The sequence below is a fragment of the Paenibacillus sp. TY11 genome, from assembly GCF_059772165.1.
On record NZ_JCBAIQ010000021.1, the window covers coordinates 70,811 to 89,829 of the forward strand.

At 48.0% G+C, this 19,019-nt stretch carries 17 protein-coding genes and 1 pseudogene; 13 read left to right on the forward strand and 5 right to left on the reverse strand.

The features are described from left to right. The first annotated feature begins 27 nt into the window (after positions 1-27). The gene (locus AC6EJC_RS21005; protein ID WP_444955639.1) at positions 28-1,185 is read left to right on the forward strand and encodes an SMP-30/gluconolactonase/LRE family protein; all 1,158 of its coding nucleotides are present in this window, start codon (positions 28-30) and stop codon (positions 1,183-1,185) included. 18 nt (positions 1,186-1,203) lie between these two features. Continuing rightward, positions 1,204-1,992 (forward strand): SDR family oxidoreductase, encoded by a 789-nt coding sequence (locus AC6EJC_RS21010; RefSeq protein WP_444955640.1) that lies wholly within the window; start codon positions 1,204-1,206, stop codon positions 1,990-1,992. Between the two features lie 299 nt (positions 1,993-2,291). Here AC6EJC_RS21010 and AC6EJC_RS21015 read toward each other — a convergent pair whose 3' ends face one another. Next, positions 2,292-3,383: a hypothetical protein gene (locus tag AC6EJC_RS21015; RefSeq protein WP_444955641.1), complete on the reverse strand. Its 1,092-nt coding sequence runs from the start codon at positions 3,381-3,383 to the stop codon at positions 2,292-2,294. A gap of 269 nt (positions 3,384-3,652) precedes the next feature. Between AC6EJC_RS21015 and AC6EJC_RS21020 the strand changes: the two genes are divergently transcribed. After that, positions 3,653-5,353: a glycoside hydrolase family 13 protein gene (locus tag AC6EJC_RS21020; protein WP_444955642.1), complete on the forward strand. Its 1,701-nt coding sequence runs from the start codon at positions 3,653-3,655 to the stop codon at positions 5,351-5,353. Between the two features lie 223 nt (positions 5,354-5,576). Here AC6EJC_RS21020 and pdaA read toward each other — a convergent pair whose 3' ends face one another. Then, positions 5,577-6,374, reverse strand: a complete 798-nt coding sequence (gene pdaA / locus AC6EJC_RS21025) for a delta-lactam-biosynthetic de-N-acetylase (protein WP_444955643.1) — start codon at positions 6,372-6,374, stop codon at positions 5,577-5,579. Positions 6,375-6,534: 160 nt separating this feature from the next. Here pdaA and AC6EJC_RS21030 point away from each other — a divergent pair. Continuing rightward, positions 6,535-6,690 (forward strand): annotated as a pseudogene (locus AC6EJC_RS21030) (LytR/AlgR family response regulator transcription factor); the annotation flags it as partial. 422 nt (positions 6,691-7,112) lie between these two features. Here AC6EJC_RS21030 and AC6EJC_RS21035 read toward each other — a convergent pair. Continuing rightward, the gene (locus AC6EJC_RS21035) at positions 7,113-8,915 is read right to left on the reverse strand and encodes an alpha-glycosidase (RefSeq protein ID WP_444955644.1); all 1,803 of its coding nucleotides are present in this window, start codon (positions 8,913-8,915) and stop codon (positions 7,113-7,115) included. Between the two features lie 150 nt (positions 8,916-9,065). Here AC6EJC_RS21035 and AC6EJC_RS21040 point away from each other — a divergent pair, with 150 nt between their 5' ends. The 6 genes from AC6EJC_RS21040 to AC6EJC_RS21065 all read left to right on the forward strand — a co-directional run bounded on the left by AC6EJC_RS21040 (position 9,066) and on the right by AC6EJC_RS21065 (position 15,034). Continuing rightward, entirely contained in the window at positions 9,066-9,740 is a 675-nt protein-coding gene (locus AC6EJC_RS21040) for a response regulator transcription factor (protein WP_444955673.1), read from the forward strand. Beyond that, a complete protein-coding gene (locus AC6EJC_RS21045; protein WP_444955645.1) occupies positions 9,740-11,170 on the forward strand; it encodes a sensor histidine kinase in 1,431 nt (476 codons plus the stop codon). Before AC6EJC_RS21040 ends, AC6EJC_RS21045 begins: the two co-directional genes overlap by 1 nt. 59 nt (positions 11,171-11,229) lie before the next feature. Beyond that, positions 11,230-12,147 (forward strand): ABC transporter ATP-binding protein, encoded by a 918-nt coding sequence (locus tag AC6EJC_RS21050; RefSeq protein WP_444955646.1) that lies wholly within the window; start codon positions 11,230-11,232, stop codon positions 12,145-12,147. Beyond that, on the forward strand, positions 12,144-12,860 hold the full coding sequence (locus AC6EJC_RS21055; protein WP_444955647.1) for an ABC transporter permease: 717 nt from the start codon (positions 12,144-12,146) through the stop codon (positions 12,858-12,860). Before AC6EJC_RS21050 ends, AC6EJC_RS21055 begins: the two co-directional genes overlap by 4 nt. After that, on the forward strand, positions 12,860-13,588 hold the full coding sequence (locus AC6EJC_RS21060; RefSeq protein ID WP_444955648.1) for an ABC transporter permease: 729 nt from the start codon (positions 12,860-12,862) through the stop codon (positions 13,586-13,588). Before AC6EJC_RS21055 ends, AC6EJC_RS21060 begins: the two co-directional genes overlap by 1 nt. A gap of 804 nt (positions 13,589-14,392) precedes the next feature. Then, positions 14,393-15,034, forward strand: a complete 642-nt coding sequence (locus AC6EJC_RS21065) for a sensor histidine kinase (RefSeq protein WP_444955649.1) — start codon at positions 14,393-14,395, stop codon at positions 15,032-15,034. A gap of 98 nt (positions 15,035-15,132) precedes the next feature. Here AC6EJC_RS21065 and AC6EJC_RS21070 read toward each other — a convergent pair whose 3' ends face one another. Beyond that, entirely contained in the window at positions 15,133-16,089 is a 957-nt protein-coding gene (locus tag AC6EJC_RS21070; RefSeq protein WP_444955650.1) for an L-lactate dehydrogenase, read from the reverse strand. Between the two features lie 536 nt (positions 16,090-16,625). Here AC6EJC_RS21070 and AC6EJC_RS21075 point away from each other — a divergent pair. The 3 genes from AC6EJC_RS21075 (at position 16,626) to AC6EJC_RS21085 (ending at position 18,647) form a co-directional block, all read left to right on the forward strand. After that, positions 16,626-17,447: a MerR family transcriptional regulator gene (locus tag AC6EJC_RS21075; RefSeq protein WP_444955651.1), complete on the forward strand. Its 822-nt coding sequence runs from the start codon at positions 16,626-16,628 to the stop codon at positions 17,445-17,447. Between the two features lie 143 nt (positions 17,448-17,590). Then, on the forward strand, positions 17,591-18,424 hold the full coding sequence (locus tag AC6EJC_RS21080; RefSeq protein ID WP_444955652.1) for a serine/threonine protein kinase: 834 nt from the start codon (positions 17,591-17,593) through the stop codon (positions 18,422-18,424). A 103-nt stretch (positions 18,425-18,527) separates the two neighbouring features. After that, the gene (locus AC6EJC_RS21085; RefSeq protein ID WP_340953961.1) at positions 18,528-18,647 is read left to right on the forward strand and encodes a YjcZ family sporulation protein; all 120 of its coding nucleotides are present in this window, start codon (positions 18,528-18,530) and stop codon (positions 18,645-18,647) included. A 177-nt stretch (positions 18,648-18,824) separates the two neighbouring features. Here the strand turns inward: AC6EJC_RS21085 and AC6EJC_RS21090 are convergent, their stop codons facing one another. Further along, positions 18,825-19,004 carry a hypothetical protein gene (locus AC6EJC_RS21090; protein ID WP_444955653.1) on the reverse strand — a complete coding sequence of 60 codons (180 nt, stop codon included), beginning with the start codon at positions 19,002-19,004 and terminating at the stop codon, positions 18,825-18,827. Between the last annotated feature and the right edge of the window lie 15 nt (positions 19,005-19,019).

Here is a 19,019-nt window from a genome sequence, read left to right on the forward strand (position 1 = left end):
TATTCACATCACATAGGAGGCACTCTAATGCCCAGTAAACCTGATTTATCTGTCAAAGATTCTCAAGGAAGAAAGAATAAGAAACCGCGTAAATGGGTACGCAGAACCGGATTATCGCTGCTGGCGGTAATCCTTCTGGGAGTGGTTATTTTTATGCTCATCCCTTCCCCTGTCCAGCCTGCAAAATGGCTTGCACCTTCGGCCCCCTCTTTTGAACAAGCGGGTCCATGGCAACAAAACAACAAACTCAGCTCCGCAGAGCTTGTTACAGATGCCCCTAAGTTTCCGGAATTTATCACCTTTGACAAGGAAGGAAATTTATATACGGGAGACTCCGACGGGAAAATTTATAAGGTTGCCTTTGATACAAAGGGCAATCCGCAAAAGGCCCAGCTATATGCAGATACCAAAGGAACGCCCAATGGACTTATGTTTGACGCAAGTGGAAATCTGATCGTTACGGATGTTAAGAAGGGGCTGCTGTCGGTAGAACCTTCCGGAAACGTGACGGTGTTGGCCAATCAAGTCGACGGCACACCGATCTATTTGGCCAACGAGCTGGATATTGCCAAAGATGGTACCATTTATTTTTCTGACACCTCCAATTATGGCAGTGTAGTCTTCAAAGAAATCGCTGAGAACAAGCCGCATGGACGTTTGCTGAAATATGATCCGGCGACCAAGCAGACGACAGTTCTGTTGGAAGGCCTTTATTTTGCGAACGGGGTTGCCTTGTCTGCGGACGAAGATTTTGTGCTTGTGGCAGAGTCGTATCACTACCAATTGACCCGATACTGGCTCAAAGGGCCGAAGAAGGGGACCTCAGATATTTTTGCGGATAATCTCGCCGGTTTTCCGGATAACATTACGCGTGATGATCAAGGCCGTTTCTGGGTCGGTCTCTTCACGACACGTATTCCCTTTGTAGATCAGATGCATGGAAGCCCGTGGCTGGCTGGAATGATGGCCAAATTGCCTCAATCGCTGCTCAGCGGTGCAAGCGCACCTGTGAAGCATGGGCTTGCTGTGGAGCTTAATCCGCAGGGTAAACTCATCGGAAGCTGGCATGATCCTGAAGGCTCGCTTTATGGGGTAACCACGGCTGTAAACCATGACGGATATTTATATATAGGTACAGCTCCTGGAGGCAGCCAGGGTGTTCATCGCGTGCTTTTAACCAAATAAGCTTGGGGAGGGTTTAACATGATATTGGATGAGTTGAAATTATCCTGGAAAGCGAAGGAAAACCTGGCCGGGAAAGTAGCTTTGGTAACAGGCGCAAGCAGCGGCATTGGGGCATCGATTGCAAAAAAACTGGCAAAGCGAGGCGCGTATGTAGCTGTATTGGCACGCCGTCAGGAGCGATTGGATGAATTGGTTCGCGACTTGCACCAAGAGGAATTGTACGAGGTCATGGCAATACCTGCCGATATCCAAAAAGCTGAAGACGTACAGCAGGCGGTCCACGCCATTCTTGAACGCTGGGGGCGGCTTGACATTATCGTTGCCAATGCCGGCTTCGGGTATCGAAGCCCACTGGCAGAAGTGGAACTGGAAAGATGGGAGGAGCTTTACAAGACGAATGTGCACGGTCTTGTCCTGACACTGAAGTACGGACTTCAGCCAATGAGGGAACAGGCCAAGGGGGATGTTGTCATTGTCTCCTCTATTGCAGCGAAGGAAGTGGTTGCCGGAGGAGGACTATACAGCGCTACCAAGTACGGCGTTAGCGCCATAGCCTCTGCATTGCGTTTGGAGACCAGTACGCAAGGAATTCGTGTAACTGCGATTCACCCCGGGGCGGTGGCGACGGAATTTTCGCAGGTGGCCGGATATCCCGAGCAGGAAATTCGGGCGTTTGCTTCGAGCGTTTTGCCGCTGCATCCCGATGATGTTGCAGAAGCTGCCCTTTATGCACTAGAGCAGCCGGAGCATGTCAATATTCCAGAGTTGACCATTATGCCTTCGAGGCAGGTCCAGCGGTTCAAATAGAGCGATATTTATTCTGACACAAACCGGGTATGGTCATCACCGATGCCGGGTATGGCGGCGAAGAGGAATACGTGCCTTCGCTTGACCATAACCTGCTCAAATGGGTGAGCATGAACCAAAAAGCGCGAGCTACAGGGGGGAATAACCCTTGCACTCGCGCTTTTTTATACTAATGACGAAGCGTGACTGTCCAATAAAGTTTAAAACCAGCTTTGGGACAGCTCCATTTACTATAGAGCAGACCATATCCTGTGAAAATTTTGGCCCCACGTTCGCTCATCCAGTCATCGTGAGCATGGCTATAGTGTGATAACGTATAGACCCAGCGGTGTGGTTGCGCTACCTGCAACCATGAAGCTGAGAGAATAGCTGGACTTGCCGGGAGGGACGCTGATATCAGCCAATCGGCATACCTTGGTATTATCTCGTAGCAAAGGGATACCATATACACGATCATCTACGCGTACAGATCCGGCGAACGCGCCCCCACGTGGATTCGCGTAGATTCGTACGATACGTACCTCGTCACTGTCATTAACGATGGGAATCGTCGCGTTGTATATGGTTCCGAATTGTCCGCGATTATCAAGCGCAGGCCCCAGCTCGCTGCGTGCCCCGGTAAACAGCAGATCGGCAGGAGTCTCGCCGTTCAGCTTTTTGGTGGCACACGCCCGATAGTTGGCGCTCTGCCCCACCACGTACTTTGGCATCCGCGCATTCGTTTCGGAAAAGGACCACACCCCTCGTGGATGCGCCTGTGGTGGAGGTACGGGAGGAAGCGCATCCGTATGAATCTGGCGCAGATCGGTGTGCGTATCCTTGCTGACCACGGTGCGAATCACATAATCCAGTGTACCGTGGCCTTCAGCAAATTCTACTGTGAGGTCATAGATGAATCCGGCCAGCGATCCTTCGGGCAGCTCAAATTCCTCCAGCAGGGCGGTGCCTTTGCCGAATTTATGACGGTCTGCTGGCTTCAGACGTTCCATCGTACCCGCCAAACAGCTTTTGGCAATGGATTGCCCGACATCTATAATCCAGTTGCCATCCTCAGGTACAATCTTAAGAGCACGTTTAATATGACGTACTTCCAGACCAGCAGCGCTTTTGTTCTCTACGGTGATGCCCAGTTTGACAGGGTTGCCAATTTTGTTATAATGCCAGCCGAAAATGCGATGCTTGACCGTCCGGGTTGTGGCTCGAACCACGTCATGCCATAGGGTGGCTTGCTCGGTAGGTACAGTCACATGGGTAAGCGTCTCCGGGTTATCGCTAAGCATCAGGCGGCGTGTTCCCCCCTCAGTGGCTGACTCCACATCCACATGGATATTGGGCGGGATCACAGCAGATTCCACAATCAAATCCTTGGGCTCCTTGGGTCGATGGTTCATATCAATTCCTCCTTTTATTCAAGAATGGCACCGCCTTTGGTTCATGTATATGGGCAGTTCATAAATATAGGTAACGCCAGATCCACTTATACAACCTGTTTTACAAAATATTTTTTTGAAAAATCCTCCGCAGGTTATAGCGGCTCTGCTAATGCGTCGAAACAAGCTTACAAGCCTCTTATTCCCCTTCACCAACGATTCGCATACAGGTATTCCGTGTATCTTAAGAGCATAAGCTTGGATGTATAGAGAAGCTACAGGAGGGAAACATGCTTAAAAAAATATGGTGGAAGGAAGCTGTTGTATATCAGATTTACCCGATCAGTTTTCAGGATTCTGACGGAGACGGAAAAGGGGACTTGCGAGGCATTTTGTCCAGGCTGGATTATCTGTGTGAGCTGGGTATTGATGTGATCTGGATTTGCCCGGTGTATAAATCGCCCAATCACGATAACGGATATGATATTAGCGATTATTATGCCATTATGGATGAGTTTGGAACGATGGAGGATTTTGATGAACTCCTTCATAAGGCACATGAACGAGGCATCAAAATTATGATGGATTTGGTATTAAACCATACATCGGATGAGCATCCGTGGTTTACAGAGTCGCGCTCGTCCAAGGATAATCCGAAGCGGGACTACTACATATGGCGAACAGGCAAAAATGGCGGATATCCGAACAACTGGGAATCGTATTTTTCAGGTTCTGTATGGAAATATGACAAGCTAACAGACGAATATTACATGCATCTGTATTCCGAGCATCAGCCGGATCTGAACTGGGAAAATGAAGAGATGGTGGCCGAACTTTATCGCATGGTAGAATGGTGGTTGAAAAAGGGAATCGATGGCTTTCGCTTTGACGCCATTGCCCATATTGTCAAAGCCGAAGGATTGCCGGATGCTGATAATCCCGACAAACGAACCTTGATGCGGGCCTATCAGCTCTTTTCCAATCTGGAACAGGTACATGTGCTTCTGCGAATGCTGAATGAGAAAGTGCTGGAGCGTTACCCCTTAATGACGGTCGGTGAAACGTCCGGTTTAGGACCGGAACAGGCGCTTGATTATGTGGGAGACCAGCGGCATGAGCTGGATATGGTTTTTCAGTTTGAACACATGTTTATTGATGCACAAGGGCCAGGAACGGAAAAATGGAAATCCAAGCCGTGGACACTGGTGGAGCTGAAAAAAATTATGAGCAGCTGGCAGACAGTGCTTCATCAGGAAGGATGGAATGCCAATTATCTGAGCAATCATGATCAGCCACGGGCTCTCTCGCGATTTGCGAATGATGGACAATATCGTGTGGAATCGGCCAAAATGCTGGCAACCTTTACGCATATGCTAGAGGGTACGCCTTATATTTATCAGGGTGAGGAAATTGGCATGACGAATATCGCATTCCCGTCAATTGATGATTACCGGGATGTGGAAACGTTGAATTATTATGAGCAACAACGGAAGATAGGTGAACCGGAAGAACAGATTATGGCGGCGATCTGGCGAAAAAGCCGGGATAATGCGCGCACTCCCATGCAGTGGAATGCTGGTCCTGCGGCCGGATTTACCGATGGAGAGCCGTGGATGAAAATTAACGATAACTACACGCACATTAATGCGGAGGCAGAAAGAAATAATCCGGACTCAATTTTCCACTATTATCGTAAGTTGATTGCTCTGCGTAAACAACATGAGGTTATGGTCTATGGCGAATACAAGCTACTGTTGCCGCTCGATACGGAGCTGTATGTGTTCACTCGCATGCTAGGACAAGAGCATCTGCTGGTTATTTTGAATTTCTTTGACCGTGATCCGGTGTTCCATTGGCCCGAGGAAGAGGACCTTCCTGTCGCCAATACCGAGCTGCTTCTGTCCAACTACGAGCCGATACAAGGGGAAAATCTGCTTGAGTTGAAGCTGCGCCCTTATGAAGCCAGGGTGTACAAGTTAAGCTTAGAATAGGCATTCTCGCAGTTGAATATGAAGTTCATTTAGAGGATATTTTTGAATTCCCCTTGCCACGGAGTAAATAATTTCATATACAACTTGTATGCCGAGTTCTAAATCCATGTCCGTTTTCTTAAGTTTATTACAACAAGAATGGCGAAGTAATAAAAACACATCCCCTAAAGTGCCATCAGGTCCTCACGAATTTTTCAATGTTTACTTTAGGGGGCTTTACCGCTTAGTGATAATGCTTAACCTTAAGGTTGTCTAGACTTTTAAACTCATACCCTTGCTTGCGTGCCTCGTCGATGATAGAACCAAGCGCCTCGGCATTGTCCTTGGATACGGAATGGAGCAGAATGACCGCTCCAGGGTGGAGCTGACCCATGACTTGACGATAGGCATAGTCTGTTCCTTGCTGAATATTCGTGTCCCAGTCTTTGTAAGCCACAGACCAGAATACGCTCGTATATCCGGCTTCTCGACAGGAAGCCAATGCTTTTTCACTAAAAATGCCGCGAGGCGGTCGGACATATTTCATTTCTTTTTGCCCGGTTAGCTCTGCCGATGCATTTCGTACCCGATCCAGCTCAGACCGGATCTCTGCCGAAGAAATGGTACTCATATCAGGATGGCTCCATGAATGGTTTCCGATAATATGGCCCTCACTCGCCATCCGGCGCATCAAAGCTGGCTGGTCTTTTACAAAATGCCCGGTCACAAAGAAGGCGGCCGGAACCTTCTTGGCCTTCAATACATCCAACACCTTGGGGGTATATCCATTCTCATAGCCATTGTCGAAAGTGAGAAATAATTCTTTTTTAGTCGTATCCCCCAGAAAGATGCCACCCTGTCTTTCGATCAGGTGCATAAAGCCTTCTTGTGCAATGGAAGGCAGCTCGCCTCCCTTACTTTTTTTAAACCCAAAATGATAAGGCTGTCCGTCAACAGTCTGAGAAGCCAATGCGGGTTCCCCAGTAACTGCCAACATCCCCATAACCGCAACGCATAGCCACAAGGTAAATATTCGCTTCATCTATGTTCCTCCGCTTCCGTCCCGTTCGGGTAAGGTGTGTATGCTTCGGCATATCCCTACCATCTGCAACATCGCGCTTATTTATGCAAAAAATGTTCTCATATTAAGATGAACACGGCTGTTGATAATCTTCTTAGCTATCTAACTACTCCTCAAGGCAGTCGGAATGCCGGAGATGAACGGCCTGGAGGCCGCCGAGTGGATTCAACAGTTGGACTCCCATATTCATATCGTCTTTGTGACTGCGGACTCGGAGTATGCTATTGAAGTGTTCGAGCTGCAAGCACTGGATTACTTGTTAAAACCCGTTCATGCGCCTTACTCAGATGATATCTGCGGTCTCAGGTGACGCACCAGTTGTACGTGCAATTGAAAACACAGACGCTACCTGCGTAGACTGCTTGCTGTACTGGCTCAGTTTCGCTCAAAAACCGCTTCAAAGGTATCTCCTTGAAGCGGTTTTTTGCGTGAGTGGAAATATTCACTTTTTGTGTGAATTATCGTGTTTTCGTACGGTATTCTTCATATTTCTGCGAAAGGATCATTTCTTTTTTGTATAGTTTGGATCGAACGCTACTACGGGATATTCAGGTGAGATGCCATTCAGAAGCGGCTGCTGTTTACCTTTAATATATTGACCGAAAAAAGCTCGTACATACGATCTAACTTGTTCCCGGTGGTTTCGCTTTTTTTGCCGTATTCCGTAGGCGCTTTTCATCAGCATTCGCCTACAGAGGCTTATGCCTTTCTTCTCGTCTTGCCGTCGCCTTCTTTCGCAGGCTTCACTGACCGAGCAGGCGTTGCCTTCAGCACAGCGTATCCATAGGGTGGAAGCTCGGCATGCAACCCCTTCGCTCCTGTGGAACACTGGCTTTCGCCAAAGGCTAATTGCCATTCCTGCTCAGGAATATCCAGTTCAAAAACGTGATCCTCATCGGAACGGTTGAGCAGCACGAGCAGCACCTCTTCCTCGCTGCGGCGCTCGTAGGCAAGTGAAGTGCCCTCTGGCTGTGCCTCCAGGAAAGTGATACTTCCCTGATCACGGAGGGCCGAATGTGCCTTACGAAGCGCAATCAGCTCACGGTAAAAGTCGAACAGCTCACGGTCCTGCTTGTCGGTGTCCCACTCCATGCACTTGCGGCAGCCCGGATCGGCATCTCCATCCAGGCCGATCTCATCGCCGTAATAGATGCAGGGCGCGCCTATGTACGTGAACTGGAACAAAGCGGCCAGCCGCATCAGCCGCTTATCATCCCCGCACAGTGTCAGCAGGCGCGGTGTGTCGTGGCTATCCAGCAGATTGAAGGCAACCTCAGATGCCTGCTGTGGATAGCGGGCCAGCTGTCGTCCGATGGCGAAGGCAAAGCTTTGGGCATCGGTCACTTTTTTGACGAAAAAATCATTTACCGCGTAGGTGAACGGATAATTCATCGTTGCATCGAATTGGTCCCCCTGAAGCCATTCAGACGATTCATTCCACATTTCACCCAAAATGTACGCATCCGGGTTGGCCTGCTTGACCGTCGTGCGGAATTCCCGCCAAAAGGCGTGATCCACCTCGTCTGCAACATCCAGCCGCCAACCGTCGATGCCGATCTCTTCAATCCAATGCTTTGCCACATCCAGCAGGTACCTTTTCACCTCAGGATGTTCGGTGTTCAGCTTGGGCATCATCGGTTCCAGCCCGAATGTATCGTAGGTTGGTATATCATCGACTACTTCCAGCGGAAAGCTATGTACGTGGAACCAGTCTTTGTAAGGCGAGGCTTCGCCCTTTTCCAGCACATCAACGAACGGTTTGAAGGTACGCCCCGAATGGTTGAACACCGCATCGAGCAGTACCCGGATTCCCCGGTCGTGGCAGGCTTCCACCAATTTTTTTAACGTCTTCTTGTCCCCGAAATGCGGGTCCACCTCCATATAATCCTCGGTATCGTATTTATGATTCGTCGTCGCCTTGAAGACAGGAGTCATATAAATGGCGTTAATTCCCAACTCGTTCAGGTGATCCAGATGATCTAGAATGCCTTGCAGATCACCACCGAAAAAATTGTCTCTTCGAGGTGTGCCACCCCAGGCCTCTACACCTTCCGGGCTAATGGAGGGGTCACCGTTCGCAAAGCGTTCCGGGAAAATCTGATAAAACACGGCATCCTTCACCCATGCAGGTGGCTTAAGAATATCAATCGGATTTAAAAACGGGTATTGGAACAGACTGTCTGGGTTTTGAGGTTCCTTGGTGGTAAAGTCATCCTCGTTCATCCAAATACGTTCCTCGCCGTCTTCCAGCAAAAATCCATATTTCAGCCGACGGTGAGTAGGCTTTATGGTGCATTCGTAGTAATCAAACCTGCTATCGGTGGCAAATTTGGACATCGGAACAAGCTGTCGGGTGCGATCCCAGTCGTATTTATCTCCAGTAAGAGCGTGAACGGTACTCAGGTCATTCTTCTTCGCACGTAGCCGTAGAAATATCGTTTCATCGTCATAACCAAAAGCCCAATTGCGTTTCGGGTGATGGTATATCGCTTCCAGCAGCATCAGCTAGGCCTCCTTTTTCACGAACATTAGAATTTGAAATTGTGAAGCGTATGTCGTATAAGGTAGTTATTAACCTTTTTGAGTGGGTTATGTACCATAAATGCTATAATGCCCATTACATAAAAGAAAAACGATAAGTAGGTGCCCATGATGAAAACAAATGTGTTATACATCGAAGATGACCAGGATATTGGTGCTTGGACGCATCAGTATTTGGAAGAACGAAATTACGCTGTAGTATGGCTTCGCAGTGGGGATGGGGCTGTGGAAGCAGCCCGTACGTGCCAACTCGTGATTTTGGATGTGATGTTACCCGGTTTGGATGGATTCACCATTGGGAAGCGGCTTAAGAAGGAGTATCCGGAGCTTCCGATTCTTATGTTGTCCGCCCGTACATCCATTGACGATAAGCTGCAAGGACTGGATTTCGCCGACGATTATGTGACAAAGCCCTTTCACCCGGACGAGCTCATAGCGCGTATGGAGATTTTGCTGCGCCGATCAGGAACCGTACCCGAAGAATCCTTACAACTGGGGCATCTCTCCGTGTTCTCTCCTGATAACCGTATTGTGAACCGTGATACCGGGGAGGAAATTACGCTGACAGGCAAGCAATATCATATTTTTGCTTATTTGCTGCGGCATTTGGGCCAGATTATGACGAAGGAGCAAATGTATGAAGCTGTATGGGGTGATCCATATATCGACGGAGACAAAACTTTAATGGTCCACATCCGGCACTTGCGCGAAAAGCTGGAGATTGATCCTGCGGCCCCCCGCATCATTGAGACGATCCGTGGGGTAGGCTATCGGGTGAAAGCATAATGAGCAGGAAGCGCAAGGATTGGAGGAGGCTGCACCCCAGCTTTAGGCCGGGTCAGGGAGGTCGGTTTCGCAGTTCACTGTTGTTCCGTTATTTGGTCATTATTGTGGTTGCTATGATGCTGTTGCCCATTGTGTTGCCTGTTACAGCCTTGATATATAGCGTGTTATTGAATTGGGGGGCGGAGTTCAAGCCTAAAAACGCTTCCTATCCCTCTGCTAGCCATACCGAAAATAGCTGGCATCGCGAAGCTGTAGCTTTGAAGGGAGCCACACCAGAGCAAATCTCAGCCCATCTGCGCAAAATACAACAAAATATGTTCCCTAACTCACAAATATTTTGGGTGGATACCGCAGGTAAAACAAGGTTGGAGCTACCGACACAACCTAACATGCCAAAACAATGGAACGCTGCGCAGGCTATAGCTTTTATGAAGCAAGCAAGCTATGAGGGACCGTTTACGGTAGTAGCCTTTATTGGCGGGGGCAAGAATGATGTGAATCAGGGCTATATGGTGTTAAAAGTGCCCCGTTCGTTCTTTGAACAGCCGCCTACAGATAGTAGCATGTTGATGTACTACCTCTTTTTTATTGTATTGGTTCTGGCAGCTTTTATATTCGTATCTCTTCTGTTTTTTGGAGGCATTCGTCGTAGACTGTTGCAGCTTCAGGCCGCCATGTCGCAGCGAGGAGAGGATGGATTACCCATTCTCGTTACCACCGGACGCCCGGATGAAATTGGCAAGCTGGAGGAAGCGTTTAATCAGATGGTTGAGCAGTTGGCAGAGAGTCGGGGACGTGAGCGTCAGGAGGAAGAGCTGCGGAAGAGACTGGTCGCGGATCTGTCACACGATATTCGGACGCCGCTTACGGTCGTGCGTAGCCATCTGTATACACTGAATGCGGAAAATCTGAGCAGCAGAGGGAAGGAGTCGATTACATTGATGGAAAACAAGCTAAAAGACCTTGGGAGTCTCATCGACAATCTGCTCACCTATAATCTGCTGTCCAGTGGCAAATACACATTGAATAACGAACCGCGTGATATCCTGCGGCTAGTAAGGGAGTGCGCGGCAAGCTGGTATCCGATGTGGGAAAAGGAAGGTTTTGAAGTGGATATCGACCTGCCCGAGCATAGTATGGTGTGGAAGGTCGATGAGCAAGGCTTCCGCCGTCTGCTGGATAATCTCTTTCAAAATGTAGTTCGCCATGCTGCTTCAGGCCGATATATCGGTATTCAAGTACAGAAAGATAACGGGACAGAGGCATTGGTCATCGCAGATAAAGGGCCAGGAATGGAGCAACAGCCCAGTGAAAAAGGAGCCGGGATTGGCTTGGCGATTACAGAATTGCTGGCTCGCGAAATGAATCTGGAGAGACATATTGACAGTTCATCAGCCGGGACCCGAATCCGTTTTTTAAACAAAACTTAAACTCAGAGTTCCCTTGGCTTTAAACTTGGCACGTTACGATAGGTGTCGAGGTGAGGAACTTGAACGAATACATTATTGAAACGAACAGTCTCAGCAAAATATACAAAGGCCGCGCGGCGGTTAACCAGCTGGACCTGAAAATAGGGCGGGGAGATATTTACGGATTTCTCGGTCCAAATGGAGCGGGAAAAACGACAACGATCCGCATGCTGCTTGGACTCATTCGCCCAACTCGAGGAACGATCCGTATATTTGGCAAAGATATTCGCAGACATAAGCTCGATATTTTGCGTAAAGTCGGCTCGTTGGTGGAGTATCCTTCGTATTACGGTCATTTGAACGCCATCGAAAATCTGGAGGCCATTCGCCGTATTTTGAACGTGCCCAAACAGAACATTGCGGAAGTATTGGAGGTTGTTCGGCTGACCAAGCATGCCAAACGTCCGGTCAAAGGCTACTCGCTGGGTATGAAGCAGAGACTTGGTATTGCAGCAGCCCTGCTCGGGAATCCCGAAGTACTTATCTTGGATGAGCCTACAAATGGCTTGGACCCGGAGGGTATCCAGGAAATGCGCACATTGATTCAGGCGATGCCTAAGGAACGGGGAATTACTGTGCTGGTATCCAGCCATCTGTTGAGCGAGGTGGAGCATATGGCGAATACCGTGGGCATTATCCGTGAAGGAGAGCTGGTCTTTCAAAATACGATTCATAATCTCCGTCAGGAATCTGCGGGGGGGATTCGGATCGTAGTGTCGGAACCGGAAGCAGCCCAATTGATTGCACGTGAACAGGGCTACCATTCGGTGAAGGACGGGGCGGCGCTGGATTTTGAAAACATGAATGATGCGGCTGTTGCGCTGCTGGTCAGAAGATTGGTCGAAAATACGCATGCCGTATACCGTGTGGAGGAACGTCGCAAATCGCTGGAGGATATGTTCATGCAGGTGGTGGGCAAAGGAGGGGCTTCTCTATGATGCTGCGGGCGCTGACTGCGGATCTGCTCAAAGCGCGCAGAAAGGGAATCTGGTTCTTGGTGTTTCTCGGTCCCCTTGGGCTAGTGGCGATGCAGGGACTGAACTTTGGACTCCGCTATGACTATCTGATTCCGCGATACAAGGGCCATTTGTGGGAATCCTTGATGGATAACATCGCTATGTTTGTCCCCCTTGCGCTGGTGCTAGGAGCCACCATGGTCGCTTCCATGTTGGCGAATGTGGAGCATACGTCTAATTCCTGGAAGCAGCTACTGGCCTTGCCGATTTCCAAATTCAGCGTCTATATGGCCAAGCTGACGCTGGCGATCTGGATGCTGTGTGTGTCCTGTGTACTCCTGACGGCCGGAACGTGGGGACTGGGCATGCTACTCGGTTTCGGGGGAGAGCCGGCGCCGATTGGAGAATTACTACGGCTTGGGTTTTGGCCTTTAGGTGGCACGCTGCCTATGCTCGTATTGTTGTTGTGGCTAACGGTCACGTTCCATAATCAGGCGCTGCCTGTAACACTGGGCATTACGTTAGGCATTGGCAGCTTGTTTGCTTCACAGCTGTCTGAATGGTTTCCACTGGCTTGGCCGCAATTCGCATGGATTGCACCTCAAGCGTGGATGTTTGCGTCCGTCGGGTGCGGAACGGGTGTGCTTCTCAGCCTGCTGACAGCGGCCCATTTTAGCCGAAAGGATGTGGCGTAATGTTCGGAGGATATGTACGGCTGCTTTCTGTCGAACGTATGAAAATGGCCAAATCGCCCGTCTGGCTGCTCGCGCTCGTCAGTCCGGCGATTGCCGTCCTGATTGGCTTGCTGGCGAACCCGGGAGGGAACTGGCAGGTGTTGTTGTCTGCCATGCTTACAGTTCATGCGCTGCTGTTCATGCCGATGCTGACCGCCGTGTTTGCATCTCTTGTCTGCCGATTCGAGCATGGGGGCGGCGGTTGGAAGCAACTGATGTCATTGCCATTGTCCCGCACCAGTCTGTACGCGGCCAAGCTGACGATCATTATGGCCTTGGTCGGATTGACCCAGCTACTGTTTGGAGGGGCGCTGCTGGGTGTTGGAGCTGTGCAGGATATGAACGGACCGATTCCTTGGGCAGTGATCGCTCAAAGTCTGCTCGCGGGCTGGGTTGCCTGTCTGCCGCTGGCTGCCCTGCAGCTTATGGTGTCTTTTCTGTGGTCCAGCTTTGCTGCACCGCTTGCGTTGAATTTCGTTTTCACCGTGCCGAATATTTTGGTCGCTAATTCTCAGACCTACGGTCCGTACTATCCATGGACACAGCCTTTATTGGCGATGATGCCCAGTGGAAGAGACAACTTTGGGGCGTTCATGGTGCCAGTTGATACACTGTTGACGGTTGTGCTGGGTAGCTTTGTCGTGTTTGCAATTGCGGGTCTGACGGTATTTCGTTATAGAGAGATATAGGGCAGATGTAGGAGGTTAGCTTTCTGTTAGATGGGGCTCACCTCCATCTGCTTTAATCTTTTCATTCTTACGGATCACTTATCTTAGAAAGGGATATGGAGCTGTTTCAACCTCTAGCTCGAGAGGTTATTCTAAATGAAGCATAGGTAATCAGGGCATACATAATACCGTATAACGCCCATGCGTCCAAGTTGGATTTGAAGGTGGCTATACTTGTTGTTATAAACAGGAGAGGAAGTAAAAGAGCGATCCCTACAGCCAGCAGAACCCTCAAATGAAGAATTGAACAAATAACCCCAATTATAATAGCGACTAGAGGACAGATGAGCAGAGTGGGAAAAAGTGGATTCAGCTGGTGAAAAACTAAATAAATCATATGAACACCTCGCTTTGAAGAGAATGTGTAACTCAGTAGCTAGTTTGTACCAAAGAAACGAACCATTTCTTTATTGGAGCGATAACTTAAGGGAATGACAGCCTCCTCGGCACCTGTCTTTAAATTGTAGCGTCGTATTTCTCTGACTCTATCCATAGGATTCTTTTTAACAAAATCATAGAGTATGTCTATGGAATCTCCCGAAATATGGGTACCCGATATATACCCTCTTTCAGCCTCCTTTTTTTGAATAAACTCTTTGCTTTGTTTTAATTGGATTTTTTCTGTGTTCTTTAAGAAAGAATCCATACAACACATTAATTTTTTATTGCAGTACAAATAATTATTGTCTATTCTCTGTTATTGGTTTATTGATCATTAATTTATTAGTTATCTATCTATTTTATAACATAATCGAAAAGTTTAGATTGATCGAAGAAAATGTACAATTGCTAAGACAAATGGAGTACCAGGACACAACTTATGAGAAGACCGCCAATTCATTTAAAAACATCAAGCGGATTATACACGATACGAATAACCATCTCCTGTTTATAGTTAGATGTATCGAGGAGGGAAGATTACACGAGGCCTTAGGATATATCAATCTAACTCTGGACAAAATAGATACTTCGTATCATAGAGTAAGTACTGGAAATCTGGTTATTGATGCACTGGTAAGTAATACATTAAATATTGCACAGGATAGCGGAATACAGGTAAAATATAAAATTAATCTTCTGGATGTCAATTTGAAAGTTGAGAGATATGATCTCTGTGTCGTGTTGGGAAATATACTGGACAATGCAGTTGAAGCAGCAAAATTATCAGATCAGATAGGTAATAAGAGCATAGAGATTATTATTTTTTCTAATAATCATACACTATTTATCAATGTTATTAACATGATGAAGGATTTCACCTGTAGCTTGCATACGAAAAAACAACAGCCCGATTTTCATGGAAACGGGTTAACTAACATTCGAAAGATTACGGAGAAATACGAGGGGAATGTAAGCATTGAGGCTATTAATCACAGGTTTAATATTATGGTCACTCTGCAATTTTAAAAAGGATACCGTTTATTGGAGAAAGTGAAATTTATGAGATACATTACACCGGATTGAAGGAGAAATATTACAGCTCAATCCGGCGTAATGCACGTTTCTTACACTAAGCCTGAAATGGCACGAATATTATTGCTGATAAGGCGGCAAGAGGCATCAAACTTAGCTTGCTCTTCAGGGCTTAGCTCCAGCTCGATAACCTCCTGAATTCCTCTGCTGCCGATGATCGCCGGAACGCCCGTGCAGACATCGGTGTGCCCGTACTCTCCGTCCAATACGGCAGAAACCGCTATAATTTTACCATCGTCATTCAAAATGGAACGGGTAATGTACGCCAGCGCATTGGCAATACCAAAATAAGTGGCACCTTTGCGGGTGTAGATCTCCCAGCCTGCATCCCTTGTTTTACGGGCAATGTCATCTAGATCGACGTGGCTGAATCGTTCCTTATGCTGACGCAAAATGTGCAAAAGCGGCTTGCCGCCAATCGTGACGTGTGACCAGGCGACGAATTGGGATTCGCCATGCTCGCCAAGGGCATACCCCTGTACGCTGCGTGGGTCTATGGAAAATACCTCGGAAAGCAACGTCTTGAGTCGGGACGAGTCAATAGAGGTGCCTGTGCCGATGACCTTGTTGCGCGGTAGACCGGATATACTTTGCACCAGATAAGTTACAATGTCGACAGGATTAGCGGCAATGACGAAAATACCGTCGAAGCCACCCTCCATAATGGATGTTACAATTTCTCTGGTGATAAGCACTGCGTCGTCCAGTACAGACAGGCGGTCTTGACCCGGCTTCGGGTTGGCTCCAGCCGTTATAATCACAACGTCCATGTCCGTGCAGTCTGCATACGTGCCTGCACGTACCTTGGTGCGTGTGGACGTAAAATCCATACAGTGGGACAGATCCAGTGCATGGGCCAAAGCCCGATCATACGTGCGGTCAATCATCATGATTTCGTCACAAATGGACTGATTGACCATTGAGTAGGCACAGCTCGAACCGACCATTCCCGCGCCGACAATAGCTACTTTCCTTGCCTTCCCCTTCATTTATGTTTCCTCCTCGTTCCAGCGAACGTTAATATGCTACAAATTATGTTTGAAACCCATTTTACGTTACATAACATAACATATTGCTGATCTTTTGAAAATATCCATTTTTTTGCCTCCATTCCGGAAAATTAAAAATGGACTGTGGATAGAGGTGATTTTTTAGGATTTATTATAGAATAAACGCGACTTATCAATATTTTTACTGGATCATAGGAGAGAATGTTTCAATTTCCTATTAAGGTGACCTTGTATAAATTATAACATGAACTATATCAATGGAAGGAATGGTGCCATGGAAATATTGAAAGTATGACATTTATGTGACGTTCCGTAAAGTAATCTCAAGGGTATACAGAATGGGAGCATTCTCAGCATTGTCGCTTCTTGTATTTTTATACAATCTTCGGTTATGACAAAGGTTCTTAGCAGTCCGCAATATTAGAACATTTTTGCCAAAGGGTTTCCAATGGATTCCGCGAATTCTACATATACAAGCTTATTTCTTTCCATACCATCCGGGGAGGTAATGATTAATGGAAGAAAGCAAATCGACGACGGAAGCAGCAAAACAGTTGGGAATCGGGGCGAGTACCCTTCGCAAATATGCAGCGGCGCTGGAGGAGCAGGGCTATATGTTTCAGCGTTCCGCGAATCAATCGAGGATGTTCAGTCCAGAAGATGTAGAGTGCTTAGGAGTAATGCGGAAGGCGTTGCGTGAAGACCATTTAACAATGGATCAGGCAGTACAGGCGGTGCTTGAAAGAGTAACGGCACCTTTCCAAATCGAGGATGAAGGAGTCCGCTTGCCACCCGTCTCGGATGCAGAGTCACTGACCGCAACCTGGGAAGAAATATTGGCGGCGGCTGAGAGCAGGGATGAGACGGTCATACAGGCACAAGCTGCTGCTACTGTTGAACTGGCAGGGTTACAAGATGAAATGAACGCGCAGGAACTGTCAGAGGAACCAATGCAGCTACAGCCACAGGAACAGTTCCAGACTTTGGCGTTAACCATTGAACATAGAATGGAGCAAGCACCCGTATCTGTACAAATGCAGGAGCCTATAGAGCCACAAGAACTGACGCAGATGCAGGATATGGTGCAAAGCGCTTTGTTGGAAATGCGGACTCGCTTGGAAGAGCTGGAAGCAGAACAAAGCCGTTTGGTGGAAAAGAATATCAGCCTGTCTAATCAGCTGGAGGACCAAAAACGCTGGATGAAAGAAAGGGTCGACGAGGAACGGGATCGGCAGTTAATCACCAATTTGCGTACCTATCAGGGCAGACAACGCAAATCTCGCGGTTCGTTGCTGTCCTGGCTCGGTTTGACACCGCGCAGACGAAGAGAGGCATAACGATCATCTTTTCTGATAAGACCATCAGACCTACCCGGTTCTGATGGTCTTTTATCGTGGATGGTATAATAATGGAATACAAGAATACTAGAACAAGTCGCATAGGAAGCGTTGCTGCGGCATGTATAGGAAAGGATATTAGTATGTTTGCTTGGTTGCGGAACGCTTATGAATCATGGATGGATTACCCGAAACAGCCTGGTGACTTGATGAGCGGACGTTATCATGTTCGTTCGCTTTTAGGCATGGGTAGCTATGGTCTGACCTACCTCTGTCTGGATCGGCACAGCGGACAGGAGGTGGCGGTCAAACTGCCTAGACCGAGCAAACGGGCGAAGGCAGTTCAGCTGCTGCAGCGTGAGGCTGATATTATGCGGCAGATGGACCATCCCTATATCCCAAAACTGCTCGAAACGATGGAGCATTCGAACGGAATGTACCTGGTCATGGAATATATCTCGGGTATGACGCTGGAGGAGCTTATATTTGAAGAGGAGCGTTCTTTTACAGAACGGGAATGCATCGTCTATATGCTGGACCTGATGGAGCGAGTATTGCATGTGCATGAACGGGGCTATATCCATCGGGATATCCGCATTCCCAATGTGATTCACCGTGAGGGGAAGCCTTACCTGATCGACTTTGGTCTTGCTCTGGCGGTGGGAGAGCGACAGGAGGATGTATTTACCGAATCCATGTTGGAAAAGCGCGCACCTGAGCGACAAGATGTCGCCGTCTACAGCGATTTGTACGATGTCGGACATTTAATGCTTTTTATGCTGTATAGCAGTTACGAGCCTCAGCCGGATCAACCGCCGGGAAGCTGGCAGGAAGAATTGAAACTGAGTCCACCTGTGCGTCATATGCTGGAGCGTCTTTTTCAAATTCGGACACGTTATGAAGATAGCCGACAGTTTATGCAGGAGCTGGAGGAAGCATTGTTGCTGCTAGAGGTAACCCATAACGTTAGTCCATAAAAATAAACAGGCATTCGCCGTAAAAATGGGGGAATGCCCCCCTTACGCATTTGACCAGGTCTACATACAATGATTCTGTAAATGAGCGAAGGGAGTGTTGTAAATGAGTCATATGTGTGGGGTAGGCGGTATGGGTTACGGCGTAGGAGCCTGGACCTCTGTAGGAGCGATTCTGGTTCTGTTTATTTTGCTGGTAATCATCTCTAAAACCCTGTTTCTGTAATGTCGGTCATAGCCGATTTCCTGTAAAATGCACAGATGTTGCCCTGCATAACGAAGGGCGCACAACAATAAAGCGAAGGCCCTTGATGAGATGGGTCTTCGCTTTATAGGGTTTGAAGGAGCCTGTGGCATCCTTCTTGTGTTACGTTGTATTCCGTCACTGCTTCTTGTTGTTTGGCTAGGAACTAGAGTAATGACGGCGTTTATCCTTGTAATATCGATGTCCGTTGTGGCTGTTCTTGTAACCGTCTGAAGAAGAATGGCGTTTACGTTCGTAATAACGGTCTGAGCTGCTGTATCGCCGCTTTTGAGAATGAGAGGTGGAATGTAGCAGGCGGTGCAGTAATTTTTTGAGCATCGTCTAATCCTCCTT